18 protein-coding genes and 1 pseudogene are annotated in these 19,483 nt (G+C 43.9%); 13 read left to right on the plus strand and 6 right to left on the minus strand.

Annotated features, from left to right (window positions below):
• Position 1: 1 nt before the first annotated feature.
• A complete protein-coding gene (locus tag HUB64_RS14015; RefSeq protein WP_173497226.1) occupies positions 2 to 1,306 on the minus strand; it encodes a DUF2628 domain-containing protein in 1,305 nt (434 codons plus the stop codon).
• A gap of 167 nt (positions 1,307 to 1,473) precedes the next feature.
• Between HUB64_RS14015 and HUB64_RS14020 the strand changes: the two genes are divergently transcribed.
• Positions 1,474 to 1,719, plus strand: a complete 246-nt coding sequence (locus tag HUB64_RS14020; protein WP_131525885.1) for a helix-turn-helix domain-containing protein — start codon at positions 1,474 to 1,476, stop codon at positions 1,717 to 1,719.
• Here HUB64_RS14020 and HUB64_RS14025 read toward each other — a convergent pair.
• The 4 genes from HUB64_RS14025 to modA form a co-directional block, all read right to left on the minus strand.
• Entirely contained in the window at positions 1,716 to 3,020 is a 1,305-nt protein-coding gene (locus HUB64_RS14025; RefSeq protein WP_173497227.1) for a site-specific integrase, read from the minus strand. The genes HUB64_RS14020 and HUB64_RS14025 overlap by 4 nt on opposite strands.
• 236 nt (positions 3,021 to 3,256) lie before the next feature.
• Positions 3,257 to 4,342 carry a molybdenum ABC transporter ATP-binding protein ModC gene (modC, locus tag HUB64_RS14030; protein WP_173497228.1) on the minus strand — a complete coding sequence of 362 codons (1,086 nt, stop codon included), beginning with the start codon at positions 4,340 to 4,342 and terminating at the stop codon, positions 3,257 to 3,259.
• Complete coding sequence (gene modB, locus HUB64_RS14035; RefSeq protein ID WP_131525893.1) at positions 4,336 to 5,073, minus strand: molybdate ABC transporter permease subunit; 738 nt, start codon at positions 5,071 to 5,073, stop codon at positions 4,336 to 4,338. Before modB ends, modC begins: the two co-directional genes overlap by 7 nt.
• Positions 5,074 to 5,089: 16 nt before the next feature.
• Entirely contained in the window at positions 5,090 to 5,881 is a 792-nt protein-coding gene (gene modA, locus HUB64_RS14040) for a molybdate ABC transporter substrate-binding protein (RefSeq protein ID WP_173497230.1), read from the minus strand.
• Between the two features lie 205 nt (positions 5,882 to 6,086).
• Here modA and HUB64_RS14045 point away from each other — a divergent pair, with 205 nt between their 5' ends.
• The 3 genes and pseudogenes from HUB64_RS14045 to HUB64_RS14055 all read left to right on the plus strand — a co-directional run bounded on the left by HUB64_RS14045 (position 6,087) and on the right by HUB64_RS14055 (position 9,263).
• Positions 6,087 to 6,866 carry a TOBE domain-containing protein gene (locus tag HUB64_RS14045; RefSeq protein ID WP_173246843.1) on the plus strand — a complete coding sequence of 260 codons (780 nt, stop codon included), beginning with the start codon at positions 6,087 to 6,089 and terminating at the stop codon, positions 6,864 to 6,866.
• A 295-nt stretch (positions 6,867 to 7,161) separates the two neighbouring features.
• Positions 7,162 to 7,404, plus strand: a pseudogene (locus tag HUB64_RS14050) (IS4 family transposase); the annotation flags it as partial.
• Between the two features lie 1,214 nt (positions 7,405 to 8,618).
• A complete protein-coding gene (locus HUB64_RS14055; RefSeq protein ID WP_131525039.1) occupies positions 8,619 to 9,263 on the plus strand; it encodes a two component system response regulator in 645 nt (214 codons plus the stop codon).
• A 54-nt stretch (positions 9,264 to 9,317) separates the two neighbouring features.
• Here the strand turns inward: HUB64_RS14055 and HUB64_RS14060 are convergent, their stop codons facing one another.
• Positions 9,318 to 12,092, minus strand: a complete 2,775-nt coding sequence (locus HUB64_RS14060) for a two component system sensor kinase (protein WP_168826752.1) — start codon at positions 12,090 to 12,092, stop codon at positions 9,318 to 9,320.
• A 254-nt stretch (positions 12,093 to 12,346) separates the two neighbouring features.
• Between HUB64_RS14060 and HUB64_RS14065 the strand changes: the two genes are divergently transcribed.
• The 9 genes from HUB64_RS14065 to HUB64_RS14105 all read left to right on the plus strand — a co-directional run bounded on the left by HUB64_RS14065 (position 12,347) and on the right by HUB64_RS14105 (position 19,474).
• Entirely contained in the window at positions 12,347 to 12,736 is a 390-nt protein-coding gene (locus HUB64_RS14065) for a hypothetical protein (RefSeq protein ID WP_247651579.1), read from the plus strand.
• A complete protein-coding gene (locus HUB64_RS14070; RefSeq protein WP_131525041.1) occupies positions 12,733 to 14,208 on the plus strand; it encodes an EscC/YscC/HrcC family type III secretion system outer membrane ring protein in 1,476 nt (491 codons plus the stop codon). Before HUB64_RS14065 ends, HUB64_RS14070 begins: the two co-directional genes overlap by 4 nt.
• Before the next feature lies 1 nt (position 14,209).
• Positions 14,210 to 15,415: a type III secretion system inner membrane ring subunit SctD gene (gene sctD / locus HUB64_RS14075; protein ID WP_173497231.1), complete on the plus strand. Its 1,206-nt coding sequence runs from the start codon at positions 14,210 to 14,212 to the stop codon at positions 15,413 to 15,415.
• Positions 15,416 to 15,423: 8 nt separating this feature from the next.
• Positions 15,424 to 15,615, plus strand: coding sequence for a hypothetical protein (locus HUB64_RS14080; protein ID WP_131525043.1), 192 nt, complete (start codon positions 15,424 to 15,426; stop codon positions 15,613 to 15,615).
• Between the two features lie 104 nt (positions 15,616 to 15,719).
• Positions 15,720 to 16,088, plus strand: a complete 369-nt coding sequence (locus HUB64_RS14085) for a hypothetical protein (RefSeq protein ID WP_168826759.1) — start codon at positions 15,720 to 15,722, stop codon at positions 16,086 to 16,088.
• A gap of 47 nt (positions 16,089 to 16,135) precedes the next feature.
• Complete coding sequence (locus HUB64_RS14090; RefSeq protein WP_006081435.1) at positions 16,136 to 16,711, plus strand: secretion protein EspA; 576 nt, start codon at positions 16,136 to 16,138, stop codon at positions 16,709 to 16,711.
• A gap of 37 nt (positions 16,712 to 16,748) precedes the next feature.
• Complete coding sequence (locus HUB64_RS14095) at positions 16,749 to 17,549, plus strand: secretion protein EspA (RefSeq protein ID WP_168826761.1); 801 nt, start codon at positions 16,749 to 16,751, stop codon at positions 17,547 to 17,549.
• 10 nt (positions 17,550 to 17,559) lie between these two features.
• Positions 17,560 to 18,030, plus strand: coding sequence for a SycD/LcrH family type III secretion system chaperone (locus HUB64_RS14100; RefSeq protein ID WP_028759293.1), 471 nt, complete (start codon positions 17,560 to 17,562; stop codon positions 18,028 to 18,030).
• Entirely contained in the window at positions 18,020 to 19,474 is a 1,455-nt protein-coding gene (locus tag HUB64_RS14105) for a type III secretion system translocon protein (protein ID WP_173497232.1), read from the plus strand. The genes HUB64_RS14100 and HUB64_RS14105 overlap by 11 nt, the downstream gene beginning before the upstream one ends.
• Positions 19,475 to 19,483 lie beyond the last annotated feature (9 nt).

Raw genomic sequence — 19,483 nt, forward strand, 5'->3', positions numbered from 1 at the left:
ATTACTTCGTTACTTGATTGAGGAGGATGTTTTCTGGTGTGAATATTTCGCCGATAGCCTTGTTGAGTGAGTTACTGTAGATGTCATCTAGGGCATTGTTGGCGGTGATATACGGGGTGTACTCTTTACCTTCTCCCAATGACAGTTGCCACCTTGCGGTATTCACTTCAAAGGTATCGTCGAGATTGATGAGGAACTGAATCGTCAATGATGCGCGTGTGACCTGAGAGATAAAGGCTTCATCGACTTTTCCAGTTACCGCTTCAGAGGCTTTTTGACCCACTTGCTTGAAGTGTTTCAGCTTCATATTGCAGGTATATACAACAGTGGTAATGCCATTACTGGCTTCTTGCTCGCCCCAAGCTGTGCTGGCGCAAGGCGTCCATTTATCAAACGCCTGACCTATGTTGGTTTGCTTGTAGTCTTCGAGGAACCCCTCTTTTACATAGATAATATTTAATGGTTCACCGAAACGAATGCCGAGAATGATTAAGACGATAAGGAGCGCAACAAACGTAACAACCGCAGAGGATATGATACCTAACCAACCCGTCATCCACTTTGGCATCCAAGGCCATATAGTTTCACCGAGCTTGTAATAGCGGTAATAGTCATAATTAGCCGTAAGACCAAAGACAATAGAATTGATGATAAAAGGAAGCTTGCTCAGGTTCTTGTCAGTAATGAGTGATGCAACTGCTATGATTATCAGGTTCAGCAGCATTAGCATGAGAAACAGATAAATGCCTTTCTTCCACATGCCCTTAGCGAAGTAGTACCCCGAGCCAAACACAAAAGCGAGCGCATTCATGTTAACCACATTCTGCCCCTTTAATTGTTCCTTTTTAGGCCTTGAGGTATGTGCAGGACTTTTTGCTGAAGCAAAATAGCCCAACTTGTCAGCTTGTCTTAGGTCAAATTCAGCAAACACCTTTTGCCAGCCTTTACTTAAATCATCATAGGATTTCACTGTCGGTTTAGTGGCTGCTGTAACAGGCTTAGCTTCAATCGATGGCTTCGCTACTTGTTTTGGTGTAACTGGTGCGGTGGCTACAGGGGCTGACGTTACGGCTTGAGTTGCTACGGGCTTGATGTGGGTGATGATACCCACAGCGTTCAACTTGGCTTTTAGCGCGTGAGCCTCACTTTCGCTCAGAGCTTTCTTAATGCATATCGGATTACCCGAGAACAGTAGATGTGCTTTTCCCTCGGGGACTTTCAAAAACTTTGCCAGTGCCTGACTCAGCTTATGGCGGTCTTTTCCTTCTGCTATCTCACCTTTAAAAATGACGTTGTAGGAGTTCATTACCTTTCCTTGTAATACGGGTTGAGCTATAGGCTTTACTAGGTCAAGTAGACCTATGTTTGCTCAAGGGTTTAAATGAGGATTATATGCACTAAATGCGGATTATAATCCGTGGTTAGTTGGTAAGCAAATTCCCATAGTGGTTGCCTTGTGACGAAGGAGACACTATGAAAACATTAGCGACTGAATTTGGTCATGCGATGCGCAAAATGAGAAAGCTCAGAGGCTTATCTCAAGATGAATTGGCGTTACGTGCAGAGATTGACCGCAGTTATATCGGCCGTATAGAACGAGCTGAGGCGAACATCACGCTCGATATGTTATATAAGATTGCTGAGGTGCTCGACTGTGAGCCACATGTGTTGCTGCCGAGTCGAACATCACTAAAAGGTCAGGTGTTACCTAAATCTTAAATACAGCCTCGCTGTTTGTAGCTGGCTTGCCACTCTTTAAACAGCTCAGTCAGTCTTGCTTCATTCTGCTTACCACCAGACGCTCTTTTGGCTCTTACTTTGGATTTAGCTTTGCCTTTGCCTAGGTCAACACCCGACAGCTCTTTACTGTACATCTTCGGCGTCACGTGGCTGTAGTGCTGTTCAATCATGGCAATGCTAGTGCCACATTGTTTAGCCAATACTTCCATGCTGACGTTACCTGATATCAGTTGCCAAGTAATGTAGGTATGGCGCAATGAGTAAAGTGTTCTAACGCCATGGGGTGATGACTTTAAACCTGCCGCTTTTATCGCTTTATCAAAGGCTTTACCGAGTTCATTGGTTTCACTTCCGTCGACTAAGCGAAACAGCTTGTCAGAAGGCTTTCTGTTTGGGAAACGCTCTCGTAACTCTTGAACGCTGGAGAAAATTTCATCACGGCAAACCACTTCTCGGACGCCCGTGTGTTTGACTGTTTTCCCCTTGGTCACAGTGATATAGAAGATAATATTGTGCTCATTGGTATCGATGTGGATGTCACCCCATGTCAGGCTTTCCATTTCTGTTCCTGGTCGAATACCTGTGTTCACCGCAAACTCCATATAGTCCATCAGTAGCTCACGAATTTGGCGGGTTTTCTCTTTACGGCTGTTTTGCTCAAGCTGATATACAGCATCGAATGCTTTGTCGTATTCCTCTGGTGAAAAATGCGCGCGACGTTGTGATTCAACCCCTTTGGTAGATAGTGAGGGGACTTGTGCTGCCAGCATCCACTTACAATCTACGGCTTCCTTAAACACTAATTGCAGGGCTGCGTTGTGGTTCAGTAGCGTTGATTTTGCGGGTTTCCGGCCAAGTAACTTTTCACGCCATTCATCAAAATCACGCAGCTTTTCATTATTAATCGAAGTGATGAAAGTGCGATCGAAGAAGGGGATATGGTACTTGCGAAGCACCTGAATGTAGGTCGTAAACTTGTGATTTTTGTCTTTGTCTTTGTCCTTCTCCTTTTTGATAATATCTGCCATGGTATTAATGGCTTTTTCAGCCACATCACGAAAGCGCTTGGAACTCACCAGTTGATTACGGTCTGCCATAAATTGGTATTCGATTTGAATCCGATAGGCCATACCAATGGCTTTCTCTTTTTCTTTCTGCTTGGTGGCTTTAGAGTGCCACTTACCAGCCACTTTGATGCGGGCATACCAACGCTCGCTGTTATCTTGTTTATAGACGTATAATTCGTCTGAAATGTCATGCCGTTCGACTTGTTTGCTCATGGTCTGATTCTGATGCTATTTTGCAAAGAATTTGCAAAGTTTGTACTTGTGTCGTAACTATATGAAAAGTAATAGTGATATTACAAGCGTTCTATTCAAAATCCCCCGCCCTTAAAAGCGTGCCAGTTCGAGTCTGGCCACTGGTACCAAATCCTTCAGATGAAGGAACTAAAACCGACCTAGAGTCGGTTTTTTTGTGCCTGAAATTTGGTTTTCGAACGGTGCTCTAGGTTGAGCTAGTGGGATTCAGCGATATCCATTTGCGTCATAGTCACGCCTTTGATTTGTGCATAAATCGCTTTGCCATGAGTGAGTTGCAGTTCGTCGCAGGCCCAAGGGGTGATGTTGGCCCAAAGTTCATCACGGCCTAGGGCGATTTTTAATTGGATTTGCTCGCCGTTATCACTGGGGTATAACTCTTTAATTTCTCCCTTTAGCAGGTTGCGGATACTTGAGCCTTTGGGGATCTCAGTGCAAACCGAGACATGATTTGCCTGAATACGCACTTTGAGTTTCTTTGCCGTCTCAGCTAGGTAGCTATTTACCCACAAATAGTTTCCATCATCCATCACGAGTCGAGTCATGGGGTAGTCGGGATGTCTGTCGGCGACCTTTGCACTGAGGAGTGAGCTGAGTTCCTGCAATGGCACCCAAGGGCGCATTTGCTCGCTATTCCACACTTCACTTAAGGCCCCTTGGGCGATCAATTTCCCCTGATGCAGCACCAGCATATAATCCGCCAGTTGTAAGATCTCATCTAGGCTGTGGCTCACATACACTATCGGCAGTTTTAGTTCCTGCGATAAGGTTTGCAAGTAGGGCAGTAACTCGCGTTTACGGGGTAAATCGAGTGATGCCAGCGGCTCATCCATTAGCAGCATGTCAGGTGATGTCAGCAGGGCACGGCCAATGGCAACCCGTTGTTTTTCTCCGCCCGATAGCGTGCTGGGATAGCGATTGAGCAGTTTTTCAATTCCCAGTAACTGCACAATTCTATCGAACAAGACTGGGTTAGCTTTACGCACACCATAGTTGAGATTGCCCTTCACGCTATAGTGCGGGAACAGTCGTGCTTCTTGAAATACATAGCCAATTTGGCGCTTCTCTGGGGGAAGGTTCACTTTGCCTTGTTGATAAAGCAGTTTGTCACCGAGGCGGATTTCACCGCTATCTGGGGTCGAAAGCCCGCCAAGTAGGTTCACGAGCGAGGTCTTACCCGCACCCGAGCGGCCAAAAACGGCTGTCACGCCTTGCAATGGCAATTGGGTATCGACTTTCAGTTGCAGTTGTCCGAGTCGTTTTTCAATATTGATTGTTAACATACGCTTGCCGTCCTCTGCAGGGCTTTTTTACTCAGCCATTGGGAGGCGAGTAAAGACGCGAGCGCGATAACGATCGAGATAATGCACAGGCGCATGGCCTGATATTCGGCCCCTGGGGTTTCAATAAAAGAGTACATGGCGAGCGGAATTGTACGGGTTTCACCGGGAATATTAGAAACGAAGGTAATAGTCGAGCCAAATTCCCCTAGGCTGCGAGCAAAGGCGATAATCATGCCTGACACTATCCCTGGAGAGGTGAGCGGCAGTGTGATGGTGAGAAATACTCGCCATCGACTGCTACCTAAAGTGCGTGCGGCCTGCTCGAGTCGAATATCAACAGTTTCAAAGGATTGGCGTATGGCTCTGACCATCAGCGGGAATGACACTATCGCCGCCGCGAGGGCCGCACCGCGCCAACTAAAGCTAAAACTGATGCCAAACCAATTAAATAACCACTGGCCGATAAAACCTTGGCGGCCCATGCTGATCAGCAAGAGATAACCCACTACCACGGGCGGTAACACCAGTGGTAGATGGAGCACACTGTCAAATATAGCCTTGCCAGGAAACTCGACTCTGGCCAGCACCCAAGCGCATAAAATGCCCAAGGGTAAACTGGCGATAACGGCAACGGATGACACCTTTAAACTGAGTAGTAGTGCGGCAATTTCATAGTCGCTTAAAAGAGAGCCACTTAGCATAGAGCCGCTTAAAAATGAGCCGCTTAACAAAGAACCACTCATCACCCTAATTCACTCCAAAGCCATATTTCTCAAACACATTTTTTGCGCTTGGGCCCTGCAGATACTCATTGAACGCTTTGGCGCTTGCGGTCGATTCTTGTTTGACTAAGGCGATAGGGTATTCAATTGGGCTGTAACTCGTTTCTGGGAAGGTGCCAACGATTTTGATCTTTTGGGCGACTTTCGCATCGGTTGAATACACTATGCCAAGCGGCGCTTCACCCTGTTCAACCAAAGCGAGAGCGGCACGGACATTGTTAGCACGGGCGAGTAAGGGCTCAGCGGCTTGCCACAGCTTGAGGTTTTCGAGGGCTTGTTTGGCATATTGTCCAGCAGGCACATGATCTGGATCGCCAACAGCCATACGACTGCCTTTTAATGCGGCTTTAATATCCCAATCGCCATTGAGCACGACTTCTGTGATGGGACTATTTTTCTCGGCAATCAAGACTAAGGTATTTTTTAACAAGGTTTTTCGGCTGTTAACATCGACCGCTTTAGCATCGATCAGATAATCCATCCACTTTTGATTCGCCGAGACAAACAGATCGGCTGGCGCACCATTGGCGACTTGTTTTGCCAGTGTTGAAGAAGAGGCGAAGGAGAATATCACCTTAGTATTGTGTTCTTTTTCATATTGCTGGCCGATTTCGTTAAGGGCATTGGTGAGCGATGCCGCTGCAAAAACAGTCACTTGCTCATTGTCTGCCGCAAAAATAGGGCTAGATGTCAGTACCATTGTGAATAACGAAGCCGTGGTAAAACGCAGTAATTGCTTAAGGTGAATGGATTTCATTGTGTTCCTCCGTGATAAAAAGTGATCGTTATATACCAATCTATATATCGATCATTCAAGCCCTAAGCAATCAATTAGTGATCTGTGTGCGGTTTCTTGCTGATTAATGGCATTCATCCGCTGAAATATCTCGGCAATCTTATTGGTATCCTCAAGACGATGAAGGACAATAGAATTCAAGTCAGACTTGGGTGCTGGATAGACGATGGATTTACATGCATTACTTACGCTTTCCCTCGGGGATAAGCCCTTCGCCAATCCTAGGCGGATAAGCCTGCTTGAGCAGGTCGCCAACACAGGCTCGATCAGCCAAGGCGCCAAGCTTGCGGGGATCAGTTATAAAGCGGCGTGGGACGCGATCAATGAGATGAACACCGCCATGCCCGAACCCGTAGTGTGTAGCGAAAAGGGCGGCAAAGGCGGTGGCGGCGCTAAACTCACCGAATTTGGCGAACGGTTGCTTAAGGTGTATTCCATCACCTCCCAAGTACAAGAAATGGCCTTGGCCGCCTTGCTCGATGAGTCCGTCGATATGCACAGTTTATTGGATGTGATGGCGCATTTCTCCCTCAACACTAGCGCCCGCAATCAGTTAACGGGGCGTATCAATAGCATTGATTCATTTGGATTAAATGACAAAATCAGCGTGACCTTATCGGGCGGACAACAGATTCAGATTTCAGTGACTCATTCGAGCTGCGAGCGCTTGCAGTTAGCCCTGGATAAATCCGTGTTGTTACTGTTTAAAGCCCCCGCAGTACTGGCGACGACTCATGCCTGTGAAGTGGATGGGCAAAATTGCCTAAGCGGTCGTTTGCTGAGCGTGACTGAACTTGGCGATAAGGCCGAATTAGCCATAGATATTGATGGCAAAGACATCATCTATTCAGTGATGCCACTCACCCAAATGCAGAGTTTGGCTGTCGGCGAATCATGTTTCGCCTGTTTTGATGCCACGCAGGTGATCCTCGCCAGCATGAATTAGTCGAATTGAATAATTAATTCGATTAATCATTGGGTTATTCACTGGGGATGGCCAGTAACTTGGCGTTATTGTTGTCGAATGGGATCGTTCGTTTTTGTATTTAAATCAATAGTTGACCCAAAGGGGGAGCAACAGCAATCCTTTCTTGGATCTCCTTTGCCAAACAACGTCCATGTTTAACTGTCAGTTCACCATCTCAGGCTCTCGTTCGTAACACTGCTACACAGCACGGTCGCTTATCTATTCATCAACACTGATAGCTTCACTAACTTAACTCATTTAGGACGGCACATCGATAGCCTTGTTGGTGTAACAGGCATTTTTGTGCGTAGGGTTATACGGAGAAATGCAGTAATTACAGCGGCACTTCCAAGCAAACACGGTGAAGAAACTGAATGTGTTATCGACAGTCAGGATGGGCAAAGAGCTGTTACGGCGACGGCATGACTATTCCATATCAGCAGATGACGCGCTTTGTGCTGCGAAGAAACAGGCCGAACTCTCATTAATTCATGGCTGTTGGGTTATGAATTATTAGGGTATCCTACAGTGCTCTGCTTATATACCCTCTTTCGCGATTAACAGTGTATTAAAATGTAAGCTCTGGCTGTTCGGCTACTACACGTTTTTGCGAAGTTTTATTGATACAGTAGATTGCCTTGCTAAATCTTCAAGTGTTAATCATTGTGCTAGCAATGACTCTTGAGTTTCTTTAATTTTGGCCGTTTCCCCTACATCCTTTAATATTTTTCAGTTACTTAGGGTTTTAGTGTGGTAGCGATTTTTAGTTATAGTATTAGCTTGGAGCATTTTTATCTCCTCAAGTTAAATAATTTGGCATCAAAATATTACCTCAGAAAAAGAGTTATAAAGGTTTAAAGTTAAAGGTGAAAGCGTATCTATGATGAGTGTCATGATTCTATAAATACATCACTAAAACACTTTTCCTAAAACAGTAACTTGCTTTAACTCTTAGATGAGTTGAGTAAAAATTGACCAGCTTGAAAGGTGTTAGAGTAATTAGACTGTACATGATAGATTAAAAAATTAATTTAATAATGGTTAATGGTTAATGGTTAATGGTTAATGGTTAATGGTTAATGTGTAATGTTAATAGGGTTAATAGTTAGCTATTATATAACTCTCTTGGCTTTAATTGTTTATTTTATATCCAGGGTAAATGTTAATAGTCTTATTGTAAATAATTTCTGATTAATGTGAGAGTGAAGAGCTATAAATAATGGGTAAGTCTGAACTTAGATAATTAACTACTAAAATATGCCTAAACGACTGGCCATACATTATAAATTTTATCAAATAGCAACTATTCTTTATTTTGGTTAAATGATTTGTTGTTGAGTAACCCGATATCATTTTTTGCAAAAGCTTCTCTACCAACTATACTAAAGCCCAACCAGTAAAAATGTCGGCCATTACCATCAAGTGTTTTGTATCCGTTAAGGTACACATGTCCATATATAGAATAAGCTATCAATCCTTTAGTAGCATCATTCCTTAAAGTTATGAAGGAAAACTGAGTTACCTGAGAGAGAAAAACTAATCCTGTTGCTATTCAATTTTTATTTTTATACATTAAACTTGCACCATGATTACTATTTTTGTATAACTATTTTAACTGATTAATTCATTATTTCTTAAATATTAAACGGGTTTTAATGCTGTTAAATCATTTTTTCATCGATGGTTTTAAAAACTTTTTATGATTTTGAGTATTAGAGTCTAGGGACGTATATGGCATTTAGTCATGGAAAAGTGATCAATATTTTAGTGGTCGATGATCATTCGTTGATTTTTGATGGATTAAGAGGCTGTTTAGCGCCTTATCCTGAACTTAATCTGATTGGCTCGGTTGAAGATGGGCTTGCGGTATACGAGAAATGCCTCAAACTCAGGCCAGATCTGGTCTTTATGGATCTTAAATTACCCGGAATGGGTGGATTGGACGTGATCCGTCAGCTCAGACAACGTTGGCCAGAGATGATGATTATTATGTTAACGGCGACGATTGAGGAAAAAAGTGCACGGGAAGCGCTTGATGTAGGCGCCAATGGTTATGTATTAAAAAATAGCCCTAAGAGCACACTATTAGCGGCAATTAAGTGTGTGAGTAAGGGCAAAAACTTTATAGATCCTAGTTTAGATGAGCAGCAAATAGCCGCTTTGAGTGGAGTGGTCGATGGGGATATCCCTTTGCTGACCCCCCGCGAGCAACAAGTGCTAAAACTGATCTGTGAGGGGCGCCGCAACCGTGATATTGCTGAAGATTTAGTGATTGGTTTAAAAACGGTAGAGACTCACAGAATGAATTTAATGCGCAAACTTAATGCGCATAACGTCGCCGAGTTAATGCATTGGGTGCAAAGACTCGGATTATAAAGATGGATGTGGCGCAAGCACAGTTTGTGCCGTGCTTGCACTTTTAGTTTAAGATCAACTTTCAGCGTCTAATGCGTGAATTAAATTATCGAGAGCGCTAAATTCTGCTAGGCTCAAACATTCTTTCGTTTCGAGTGCTACCTCTAAATCTGCCGCTTCATTTGCAATGTTTTTTTTACCTGCTAAGCCCGCGCTACCTTTGATGGTATGCAGTACATCACTCAATTCTTTCCAAGCTTGATTCTCTATATGTAACTTGGCCTGATGTGCCATATCGGCCAGATGCACGGCGAGTCTATGATTAAGATCTGTATGCGAAAAATCAATCATAGGCGCATCGATTTCATTGTTTATCACGAGCTGCATATCACGATCTAATTGCATATCAGCCGCGGCTTCGAGTGCATGGTTAAGTTGCTTCAATGACACTGGTTTGGTTATATAACTATTCATACCCGCGGATTCTATTGTGTCATGCTCTTTAGGATTGGCGTTGGCAGTGAGTGCAAAAATTGGGCAATCACCATCGAGAATATCTTCACTATTGCGCCATCGTTGCGTTGTTTGATAACCGTCGAGTCCTGGCATACGAATATCCATAAGGACAAGATCGAAGATATGTCGAGTACCTTTTTCTAACGCGGCTTCACCACTGCTAACGGCAATGACTTGTTGTCCTAATTCAAGCAACATTTTACCTATGATATCGCGATTAGTTTCGACATCGTCGACTAAGAGGATCTTTAACCGCCAAGGGAGAAGTGTTGGGGTATGTTGACGTTGCTTATGTGGCAGATTGTGGCGAATTTCAAAGAGCCTCTGCCATAAACGAGCCGGCAAGTGAGCCAGTTCAGGAGATGCTAATGCCGGATTATCCCCTTCAATGGGGCAAGCTCCCCAGAGTGTGAGTTGTGGATGTAAGGCTAAAGGAGCGACAATCACAGTATTAGGCAAACATAGGGGCGCAGTTGGATCAACTAAGGGTAAATCGAGAATAAAGGTACTACCTTCGCCCAAAGTGCTAAACATTGTGAGTTTGCCTTTCATTTTGCTGGCGAGTTTCGCTGAGATAGGTAAACCAAGCCCTGTGCCCGATTTATGATGGCAAGTTTGTGCAAAAGGTTCAAAGATACGCTGCTGATCTTGAATAGCAACCCCCCCCCCCGTGTCCTCCACGCTAAAATACAGATGCTGCTTAACCACTTCGATACGTAATAAAATCTGGCCAGCTTCAGTAAATTTAGCCGAATTACCGAGCAAGTTAACCAGAATTTGCCTGACACGCAGAGGATCCAGTAGTGCTTTCTCGGCGACATTAGCATTGACTAAGCATTTCAGGGTGATGGGCTTATTCACGATCCGAGATTGGATGGTGATCATTGCATCATCAGCCAACTTCAAAATGGGGTAAGACTGTAAGTTCATTTCAATTTGGTCGGCTTCTATACGGGAAAAATCCAACAAATTATTGATAATGGCGAGTAAAGAATTGGCACAATTATATGCGGTATCACGCAAATCCATTTGTTTAGGTGTCAGTTGGGTATTACGTAGTAATTCGAGCGACCCAGTAATACCATTCAATGGAGTTCGAATTTCGTGGCTGATAGTTGTTAGATGCTCGGTTTTACGTTCATTGGCCTTTTCTGCTTCTTGCTTAGCCAAGGCTAATTCATTGGTACGAAGGGTGACTTTTTGCTCTAACTCGTCATAGCTTTCTTTTACTGTATCGAGTAGGTGGTTATAGGCTTTCGCAATTTGTCCCAGCTCGTCATTACGATCCTGTGGTAGTCGGTGTTCGAAGGTCGACTGACTGGCATTATTGATGATATTTACGAAGTTTCTCATAGGTTTGCTAAGGTTAATCTTTAATATATTCAGCAGGATAGTTGCTGTCAAAACTAAGACCAACAGAGCGCATGGTAGCTCTTTAAAAAAAGGTATTAACGCCATATCTTTAAGATAGACATCTGAAATTAACGTGATGTGCTGCCAGCCAGGCCCATGAATATGCTCTTTTATGACATAGTAATCGCCCAATGGGTGTGCGGTGTTCTTAGCATGTGGGTGGTCATGACTAAATTCATCTTTGAGTTTAACAAGTATCGACGGAGTTAAGGTTAAGGTAGATTTAGAAAATAACTCCCCCTTTGGTGTCATGAAAAAGCTAATGTCCCCAGGTCCTAAGGCATTATTTAGTGACATTGCTGACGCTAAATTGATACTAAAACCGACTTGTGGGGATAGGGGATCCTGTGGGTCACTCGAGTAACTGAAACTTAAGTGGTAGTCCTCAGAATTCTTGTCCTTGAGCGGTGTTCCCCAACGATAACCTGTAGTCGACGCTTGTACTGAGAGCTGTTTTATCTCGCGTAGACGAATTTGAAAATATTCATCATTGGCATCTGATGCTGCATAAATCGTAATACCTTCGTTAGGTTTCAAGATGAAAGTATCTAAATATCTGTGTTGCCCAGCACTGCCAAATGTTTGCGCGACCCACATGGTCAAAGTATCGTCATGGCTTTTCGCTTGGAATGGAAAATAATGAGACACAATTTCCTGGTCATTCACTTTGTCTATTGAAGCGAACTGTTTGAGCTGTTTATCGAGCTGGCGCACATCATAACTGGCATCGGTGAAAAGTGTATTACTCACCTCGGCCCGTAATCCGCTGAGCTCACTAAAGGCAACTAAGGAGCGTTCGAGTGTATGGCTGAACGTGTTGTTATAGGATAGATATTCCATCATCAGCCACAGAGCTACGAGCACTGACATAAAGGAGACTGTGAGCTTAGTAACTAAGGAAAACTTCCATTGGATCTTCATCTATGTTCTCTGCTCATCTTATTTCGGCCTTTGTCAGTTAAAAATACGCTATTCATCTTGTTCTTGCATGAACTTCGAAATCCATTCGAACCATTTTCTCATCTTAACCACATTAACGGCCAGTGCTATCAGGTGAATAACTGAGGCTTGGTATTTTTCATCTACCTACCTTAAGTAGTTAAGGTGTTCACCTGATGGGCGCTAGGCTTAGACACTTACATACTGATCCCATGAAAGTGAAACAGGGTGTAAAAATGCTGACGAGATTGATTGAAAGTGGCTTCTTGGCTAGCCAAAACGTCGAAGGAAACACGACTTGGACCTTAGCCGAAAGACAAGCCCTCGTTCTCGAAACTGACACCTCTGTATCTATTGCAATAGTGCTAGCGATTTCGACCGATATTGCTGTGGATTGGCTAACACAAGCAACGCTCGCATTAGCCGCTAGTGATCACGCCTTAGATTGTGGCCTTCAGCTTAGAGGTGAACTCTGGTTGTTATGGCGTTATTACGATGAAATTCAAGATGATGAAGCTTTATCTCAAGGGATTGTCATGCAACTTGCTATAGCGAGGTTTCTCGAAAAGAGCCTGCTTAAACCTGTTGATAGCAATCGAGCTTCACTTATCGGGAGGACAGTATGAAAAAACTACTCAGTCTACTGTTACTTTGTCAGATTGGCCTAGTTCAGGCTGCACCACTGACAAACATTAAATGGCAAGGTGAACCCTTTGTAATGATCAGTCGAGGCACTGCGCTAGCCTCCGTCATCCAAGACTTTGCCAACAATTACGGCGTACCAGTCATTGTCAGTAACAAGGTCAACGACAACTATATCGGCCAAATCCAAGAACAAGATCCTAAATCCGTTATTCAAGATCTGACCCGTCGCTATGGCTTAGTTTGGTACTACAACAACGAAGTCTTATATGTTTACAAAGCCAGTGAAATTAATAGTGAAGTGCTACCGTTAACTAGCTTATCCGCGACTAAGGTCGACCATTACCTGCGCAGTGCAGGAGTGTTAGATAAGGGGGTCTGTAACATTAAATCTATGGCAGGGATCAGTGGCTTACAAGTCACAGGTGTACCCGAATGCATTAACAGTGTCACCAAACTTACGGCACAACTTGATGCCAATGCTAAACAAACCACAGAAAACCAAGAAACGGTTAAAGTCTATCCACTGAAATACGCATCTGCCACAGACTCTATTTATGAATATCGTAGCCAACCTGTGAGTATTCCAGGATTAGTCACGGTGCTAAAAGAAATGGATCAAGGTACACAAGTCGCCAATGCAGTGGCGGGTTCTGTGAGTAATATTAGCGGTCCAGTCTTTGCCGCTGATCCTCGTCAAAACGCCATCATAGTCCGTGGAAGTGCCCGTGATATGGCCACTTATGGCTCTTTGATAAGACAACTCGATACTAAGCCCACCATGATTGAAGTGTCTGTATCGATATTCGATGTGGACGCCTCTGACTTTAAACAGTTGGGCATAGATTGGTCGGCGTCAGCCAAATTAGGGGGTGGTTCAGTCAGTTTCAACAGTGGTGATAGCAGTGACAATTTTTCCACTGTCATAGGCAATACTGGCAACTTCATGATGCGCCTCAATGCACTAGAGAAGAACTCTAAGGCCAAAGTGCTCTCACGTCCCTCTGTGGTTACGTTAAACAATGTGCAAGCAGTACTCGATAAAAACGTGACATTTTACACTAAGTTGGAAGGAGATAAAGTCGCTAAATTAGAGTCAGTGACCACTGGTTCTCTATTACGAGTCACACCAAGATTGATTGATGAAGTAGGTCATCAGGCTGTGATGTTGGATCTCAATATTCAGGATGGTCAACAGAGCCAAGCAGTGAGCCGTAGTGAACCATTACCACAAGTGCAAAACTCCGAGATCTCGACTCAGGCGACGCTGAAATCGGGGGAGAGTCTGTTACTCGGCGGCTTCGTACAAGATAGAGATGAAACGACCCAGAACAAGATCCCGTTACTAGGCGATCTACCATTACTGGGCGGTTTGTTTAGAAGCACAGATCACCACACTCAAAGCGTGATGCGTCTGTTCCTGATCAAAGCGGAACCCGTTAACCAAGGAGATTAATATGTCTTCAGGATACAAGCTCTTATGGTTAAACGGTCCATTGCAAGGACGAGAGTTATCTTTGCCTCTTGGTAACTTAAGCATCGGACCCGATGGTGATGTGTTAGCCACACTTGAACACGTAGAACAAGTGGATTTATTGATCGATGAAGCGGGGGTTCGGCTGCAGTCTTGGGTACCGACTTGGATAGCTGGACAGCCTATAAGCGAAGTCAATATGTTGCCATTGGGGCAAGTTATTGAACTCGCTGGTGTGGGTATCCTCTTAGGCCATTGCACCGATGAATTACAGCAACAGGCAATACCATCACATTTTCAAACAAAGGCAAAGAAGTCGTGGTGGTTACTGGCGATAGTTTCAATGCTCTCTATGGTGCTATTAGCGACAGTGTTATTAGCTCCTGCAAAGATGCCTATCGCCGAGTTGACACAAGCACAATGGTTATCGCAGCAGCTGCAGACCGACGGTTTAAACGGAGTTCAAGCCCATTGGTCAAAAGATGGCGTGGTGACACTGAGCGGCTTTTGCCAAGATTCACAACGTATGGCGCAGTTTCTCGGTGATATCAAAGGACAAGGTATTTTATTTATAGAGCAGACCACTTGTGGCGATCAGTTGATACGTAATGTCAAAGATGTCTTAGTCCAAAATGGATTTGCCAATGCCCTTGTGACCTTAGGTAGTGAGCCCAGCAATGTCATTATCTCAGGCGCCATTCAGTCAGGGGAGCGCTGGGATAAAGCGGTGTCTAGCTTGAATAACCTGCCCGGACTTGTTAATTGGCAAGTTAGCAATCAGGTTGACAGTCAGCTCAAACCGTTAATCTCCGCATTGCGAAACAAAAATTTACTGGTTGGTCTCATGATAGAGCGGATCAATGATGCCATCGTCATGACAGGTAAAGTCAGTGAACAACAACAGCAACAGATTATGACTGTTGCGCAAGGATTAGAACCAACGCATGCCAATGGATTGAAGTTAGTATTTCAAAATATTCCAGTACAAAACGAACTTAATCATTTATTTAATGCTTCTGTGGTGACCTATGGTGGTAATGCTCAGTCTCCATTCATAGAGTTATCGAGTGGTGTTCGGTTATCAACGGGTAGCAAATTAGATAATGGTTATGTCGTGGAGTATATGAACATTCATGGATTAGATCTCAGTAGAGCCGGTGAGTTAATTCATGTACCACTTATTTTTTAGGAGGCATTATGTCAAGAATTACACAGCTTGAGGATGATATTAAATCACATAATTACAAACAGGAGGCTTACCATAATAGACTAGCTAAAATGCGCAGTAATATCTTATCTGGTAATAGTGGAACAATTCCATTGTTAGATGAAGCTATCAATGCGGCAGAAATAGTTATAGACACACTTTTTTCACGTTATAAAAAATAGCTTTAAATTTTAATCTAGTGGTTTGACCAGTTTTGTTTTATTCCCATCGTTTTTAGGTATCTTCAATACATAATAGTATTAATATATAAGTCAAGGAGTTAGTTATGGATATGTTCAGTGATATAAAATCAGTTATGCAAGATCTTCAGCAACGTAAAGCAGCACTTGGAGAACATATTAAAGAATTTCAAGCGCTACAAGAAGAAATAAATCTTCTAGTTGAACGTTCTGATAGGGATCCTGAAGCATTAGCTAAGCTGATTAAGTTAAAGAATGCATTCCCTGGTGGATTTGAATTACAGCAAAATACTGTTATGAATAAAGTCAGTGAATTGGAACATCATTTCAAAAGTCTCGAAACACAATTTAATTTGTTAGGTAAAATAGAATCTGGCGAGGTTGATAATGATATTGACTCAACTTCTAAAGAAAAGGTGATTGACAAGGTTAAAAAAGTTAGAAGTTATATGTAAGTTCAATAAAAATCATGCTTAATTTAAATAATCAATGAGGTGTTATTATGGATATTTCAAATGTAGGTAATCAAGGCACTAGCATTATTAACTCTCAACAACCTGAAAGTGTCAAAAATCAAATTGCTTCACGCGGTGATTCAGTACTCTCAGGGGGAATTGCAGTCTTATATATGTTTATGAATCTGCTTTCTGAATTAGCCGATGCCAAATACAGTCAAATGCAGCAAAAAGCTGATGTTTCTCGTCAAGCGCAAGATATGGCAAATCAGGTTGATGAGGTCATTGCAAACGTCTCCAAAGATGGTGATAAAGCCGTAGGTAAACTTCCTGATGATGTCGTGAAATACATGCATGACAATGGTTTCACCATAGATGGTATGACCATCGATAAGTACCTAGCCAAGAATGACCCCGACGGTAAAGGGTTAGATAAAGGTAAGTTACAAGCGGTGAAAGCGGCGTTGGAATCTGTATCTAACCGTGCCTCTGACTTCGTTTCACAATCTCAGCTACAGCTGCAAAAAATTATGCAGACTTACAACGTTACCGTCAGTTTATTAAACAGTATGCAAACCATGCTAGCGGAGATGAACAAGTCGATTGCACAAAACATTCGTTAATTTAGTGCGATATCGTTTTTTGTTGGAGGTCATCATTGTGGAAATTACAAATGTAGCAACTCAAGGTACCAGTATTACCAACAGTCAAGCGTCGGATGAGGTGAAAGCTCAGATAGCGTCTCGCGGAGATTCAGTGCTCTCTGGAGGTATTGCAGTACTGTATATGTTTATGAATTTGTTGTCAGAACTGGCCGATGCTAAGTATGGCCAAATGCAGCAAAAGGCCGATGTGTCGCGCCAAGCTCAAGACATGGCGAATCGCGTCGATGAGGCGATAGCTCAAGTCGCGAAGCAAGGGGATAAAGCCACGGTAAATCTGCCTGCTGATGTCGTTAAGTATATGAGTGACAATGGCTTTGAAGTTGATGGCATGAGTATCTCTGCTTATCTCAGTCACAATGATCCCTCCGCTGTTTATTTGAAAAAGTTACTAGACAAAATTGCCGCAGCTGGACCAGAAGGAATGCAATCGGCGAGTTGGCAAGATGTGATCAGTTATATGGATGAACACGGCATCAAGGTCGATGGTCAGCGTTGTTGTGATTATATCTGGGGTCTTCCCGAAGTCGGACAGCAATCATGGCAAAGCATCAGTAAGGTACATATGCAACAGATTGCCAATGCCCTTGGCGCTGCTGGAGGACTAGATAAAGGTAAGTTGCAAGCGGTGAAATCGGCTTTGGAATCGGTCTCAAATCGTGCCTCTGACTTTGTCTCCCAGTCACAATTGCAACTGCAGAAAATTATGCAGACCTATAACGTGACCGTCAGTTTACTCAATAGCATGCAGACCATGTTGGCCGAGATGAATAAATCCATCGCCCAAAATGTCCGTTAGGGAGTCAGTTATGAAACAGGAAGAATTTGAAGTAATTGAACACTTTCTGCAACGGGGAGGCTCACTGCGTATGTTGGCTGACGTCGAGCAAAGTGACTTGAATGTGTTGTACCAATACGCGTTGCAGTTAATGGCTTGCCGTGATCAACAGGGGGCGAAGCGGATCTTTTACCTCTTAATGCGCATAGACCAATGGAATTATGACTACTGCTTTTCTCTAGGAATATGCTGCCAGCAGTTACACGAACATGAAGAGGCCATTTTCTGTTTGGGCCGGGCAGGGATGATCAAAGTCGATAATCCGTTACCCGCTTACCATGCTGGTTTGAGTTACTTGGCGTTAGGTAACCATGATTATGCCCAGAGAAGCTTTAACGCCAGTCTACGTTGGTGTGAAGGCCACCCCGAGAGCACAGGGATTGCCGCCAGTGCACAGCGCGGGCTAGCCACACTCGCTAAGGAGAATTCCCATGTCAATTAACAGTGTGATGGAAAGAGGCCCTGAGAATGTGTCGGCCAATTATGCTAGCGCCCAGGCGCATGCTGTTAGCAAAGCAAGTTTGCCCGACTGGTCCATGCCTGTGACGCTCACTCAAACTGAGCATAAAGATCAGCATCAAGGTCCAGTCACAATGAAAGATGCACAAAGGGCATTGCAGCGTATTTTAACGCCCTTTTTTACCCCAGATCCTAAGACTGGCACTGTTGGTGGATTGGGATCATTGAATTCATTAGAAAAAGCGTCCATGGATTCCATGGTCATGATGGCTGCGAATCTCAGTATTTCGACCTTCGCAGACACAGCAAGCTCGGCCATGAAAGCTAGCAAGATAATGACCGATACTCAAGAGTTCCTGCGCGATAAAAAGGTGAAGGAATATCAAGAGCAACTGGCAAAAGCCATCGAGCAAGCTGATAAGGCCCACAAGGGTGGAATTTTCGGAGCCATTTTCGACTGGATTGTCGGAGCGGTTGAGGCCATTTACGGTGTAATTAAGTTGGTCGAAGGCGCCTTACGCTGTGCGGTTGGTGATGTTGCGGGGGGCGCATTAGAAATTGCCGGAGGTGCTGCCTATCTCGCTGCAGGGGTTGCTGGCATGGTTAAAGCCGCAGCAGAAACCGCCATCTTATGTGGGGCAGATAAAGATAAATGCCAGAGCGTAATTGATGTGGCAGGCAAAGTGCAATTAGGTTGCGAAATAGTGGGCATGGCACTGGATATCTTCCAAGCAGGGCGGGCAATTTCAGCGACACGTTCAATTGCCAAAGGTACAGAAACGGCGATGAAGGAAGCGGCTCCTAAACTCGTTGATGGTATTACTAAAGGTTCTACCGAAGCGGTCACTAATGTCGCGAAAGAAGTTGGTAAGCAAGTTGCCGAACAAGTTACTGACCAGGTTATGGCCAACTTAGGCAAGGGTTTAAAAGAAGCCGCTGAACAGGGGGGACGTAAACTTGCCAGTGGTCTGATGGATGCCTTCAGTAAAGAGGCGATTGAGCAACTCGTGACTCGATCTGTCGAAGAAGTCGGCAAACAGGCTATTAAGAAAGGCGTCCAGGTCACTGCCGAGGAAATCACTAAGCAAGTGGTGAAAGAGGTTAGCCATGAAGTGATTAAAACGGCAATCAAGGCATGTACTTTTACGACCTTAGATGTGATCCGTGCGACCGCTGGTGCAGGAAAAGCGATTACCGATGGCAGCATAGCCGTTGAGAAAGCCAAACTGCAAAAGCAAATTGAAGAACTGATTTTAAAACAGAATTTCTTAGAGTTTTGCTACGAGTGGTACGACAAAGCTAAAGAACAGCAAATGAAAACTGTAAAAGATCTGATTGAAAAACAAGGCGACAGCTTAGACGGTGCCAGTAAGGCGATCAGTCAGAGTGGCGCACTACAAGCCCGTATCGCAGGTTCAACAGTATAAGTGAGGTTT

It is taken from the genome of Shewanella sp. ISTPL2 (assembly GCF_013283205.1).
In the GTDB taxonomy this organism is placed as follows: domain Bacteria; phylum Pseudomonadota; class Gammaproteobacteria; order Enterobacterales; family Shewanellaceae; genus Shewanella; species Shewanella oncorhynchi.

Excerpts from the sequence above, each read along its gene's own strand:
- HUB64_RS14080 (WP_131525043.1), top strand. The coding sequence starts at position 15,424 with ATGTCAAGAATTACACAGCTTGAGGATGATATTAAATCACATAATTAC.
- HUB64_RS14085 (WP_168826759.1), top strand. The coding sequence starts at position 15,720 with ATGGATATGTTCAGTGATATAAAATCAGTTATGCAAGATCTTCAGCAA.
- sctD (WP_173497231.1), top strand. The coding sequence starts at position 14,210 with ATGTCTTCAGGATACAAGCTCTTATGGTTAAACGGTCCATTGCAAGGA.
- HUB64_RS14060 (WP_168826752.1), bottom strand. The coding sequence starts at position 12,092 with ATGAAGATCCAATGGAAGTTTTCCTTAGTTACTAAGCTCACAGTCTCC.
- HUB64_RS14105 (WP_173497232.1), top strand. The coding sequence starts at position 18,020 with ATGTCAATTAACAGTGTGATGGAAAGAGGCCCTGAGAATGTGTCGGCC.
- modC (WP_173497228.1), bottom strand. The coding sequence starts at position 4,342 with ATGTTAACAATCAATATTGAAAAACGACTCGGACAACTGCAACTGAAA.
- HUB64_RS14045 (WP_173246843.1), top strand. The coding sequence starts at position 6,087 with ATGGATTTACATGCATTACTTACGCTTTCCCTCGGGGATAAGCCCTTC.
- HUB64_RS14055 (WP_131525039.1), top strand. The coding sequence starts at position 8,619 with ATGGCATTTAGTCATGGAAAAGTGATCAATATTTTAGTGGTCGATGAT.
- HUB64_RS14090 (WP_006081435.1), top strand. The coding sequence starts at position 16,136 with ATGGATATTTCAAATGTAGGTAATCAAGGCACTAGCATTATTAACTCT.
- HUB64_RS14100 (WP_028759293.1), top strand. The coding sequence starts at position 17,560 with ATGAAACAGGAAGAATTTGAAGTAATTGAACACTTTCTGCAACGGGGA.
- HUB64_RS14070 (WP_131525041.1), top strand. The coding sequence starts at position 12,733 with ATGAAAAAACTACTCAGTCTACTGTTACTTTGTCAGATTGGCCTAGTT.
- HUB64_RS14025 (WP_173497227.1), bottom strand. The coding sequence starts at position 3,020 with ATGAGCAAACAAGTCGAACGGCATGACATTTCAGACGAATTATACGTC.
- HUB64_RS14065 (WP_247651579.1), top strand. The coding sequence starts at position 12,347 with ATGCTGACGAGATTGATTGAAAGTGGCTTCTTGGCTAGCCAAAACGTC.
- HUB64_RS14015 (WP_173497226.1), bottom strand. The coding sequence starts at position 1,306 with ATGAACTCCTACAACGTCATTTTTAAAGGTGAGATAGCAGAAGGAAAA.
- modA (WP_173497230.1), bottom strand. The coding sequence starts at position 5,881 with ATGAAATCCATTCACCTTAAGCAATTACTGCGTTTTACCACGGCTTCG.
- HUB64_RS14020 (WP_131525885.1), top strand. The coding sequence starts at position 1,474 with ATGAAAACATTAGCGACTGAATTTGGTCATGCGATGCGCAAAATGAGA.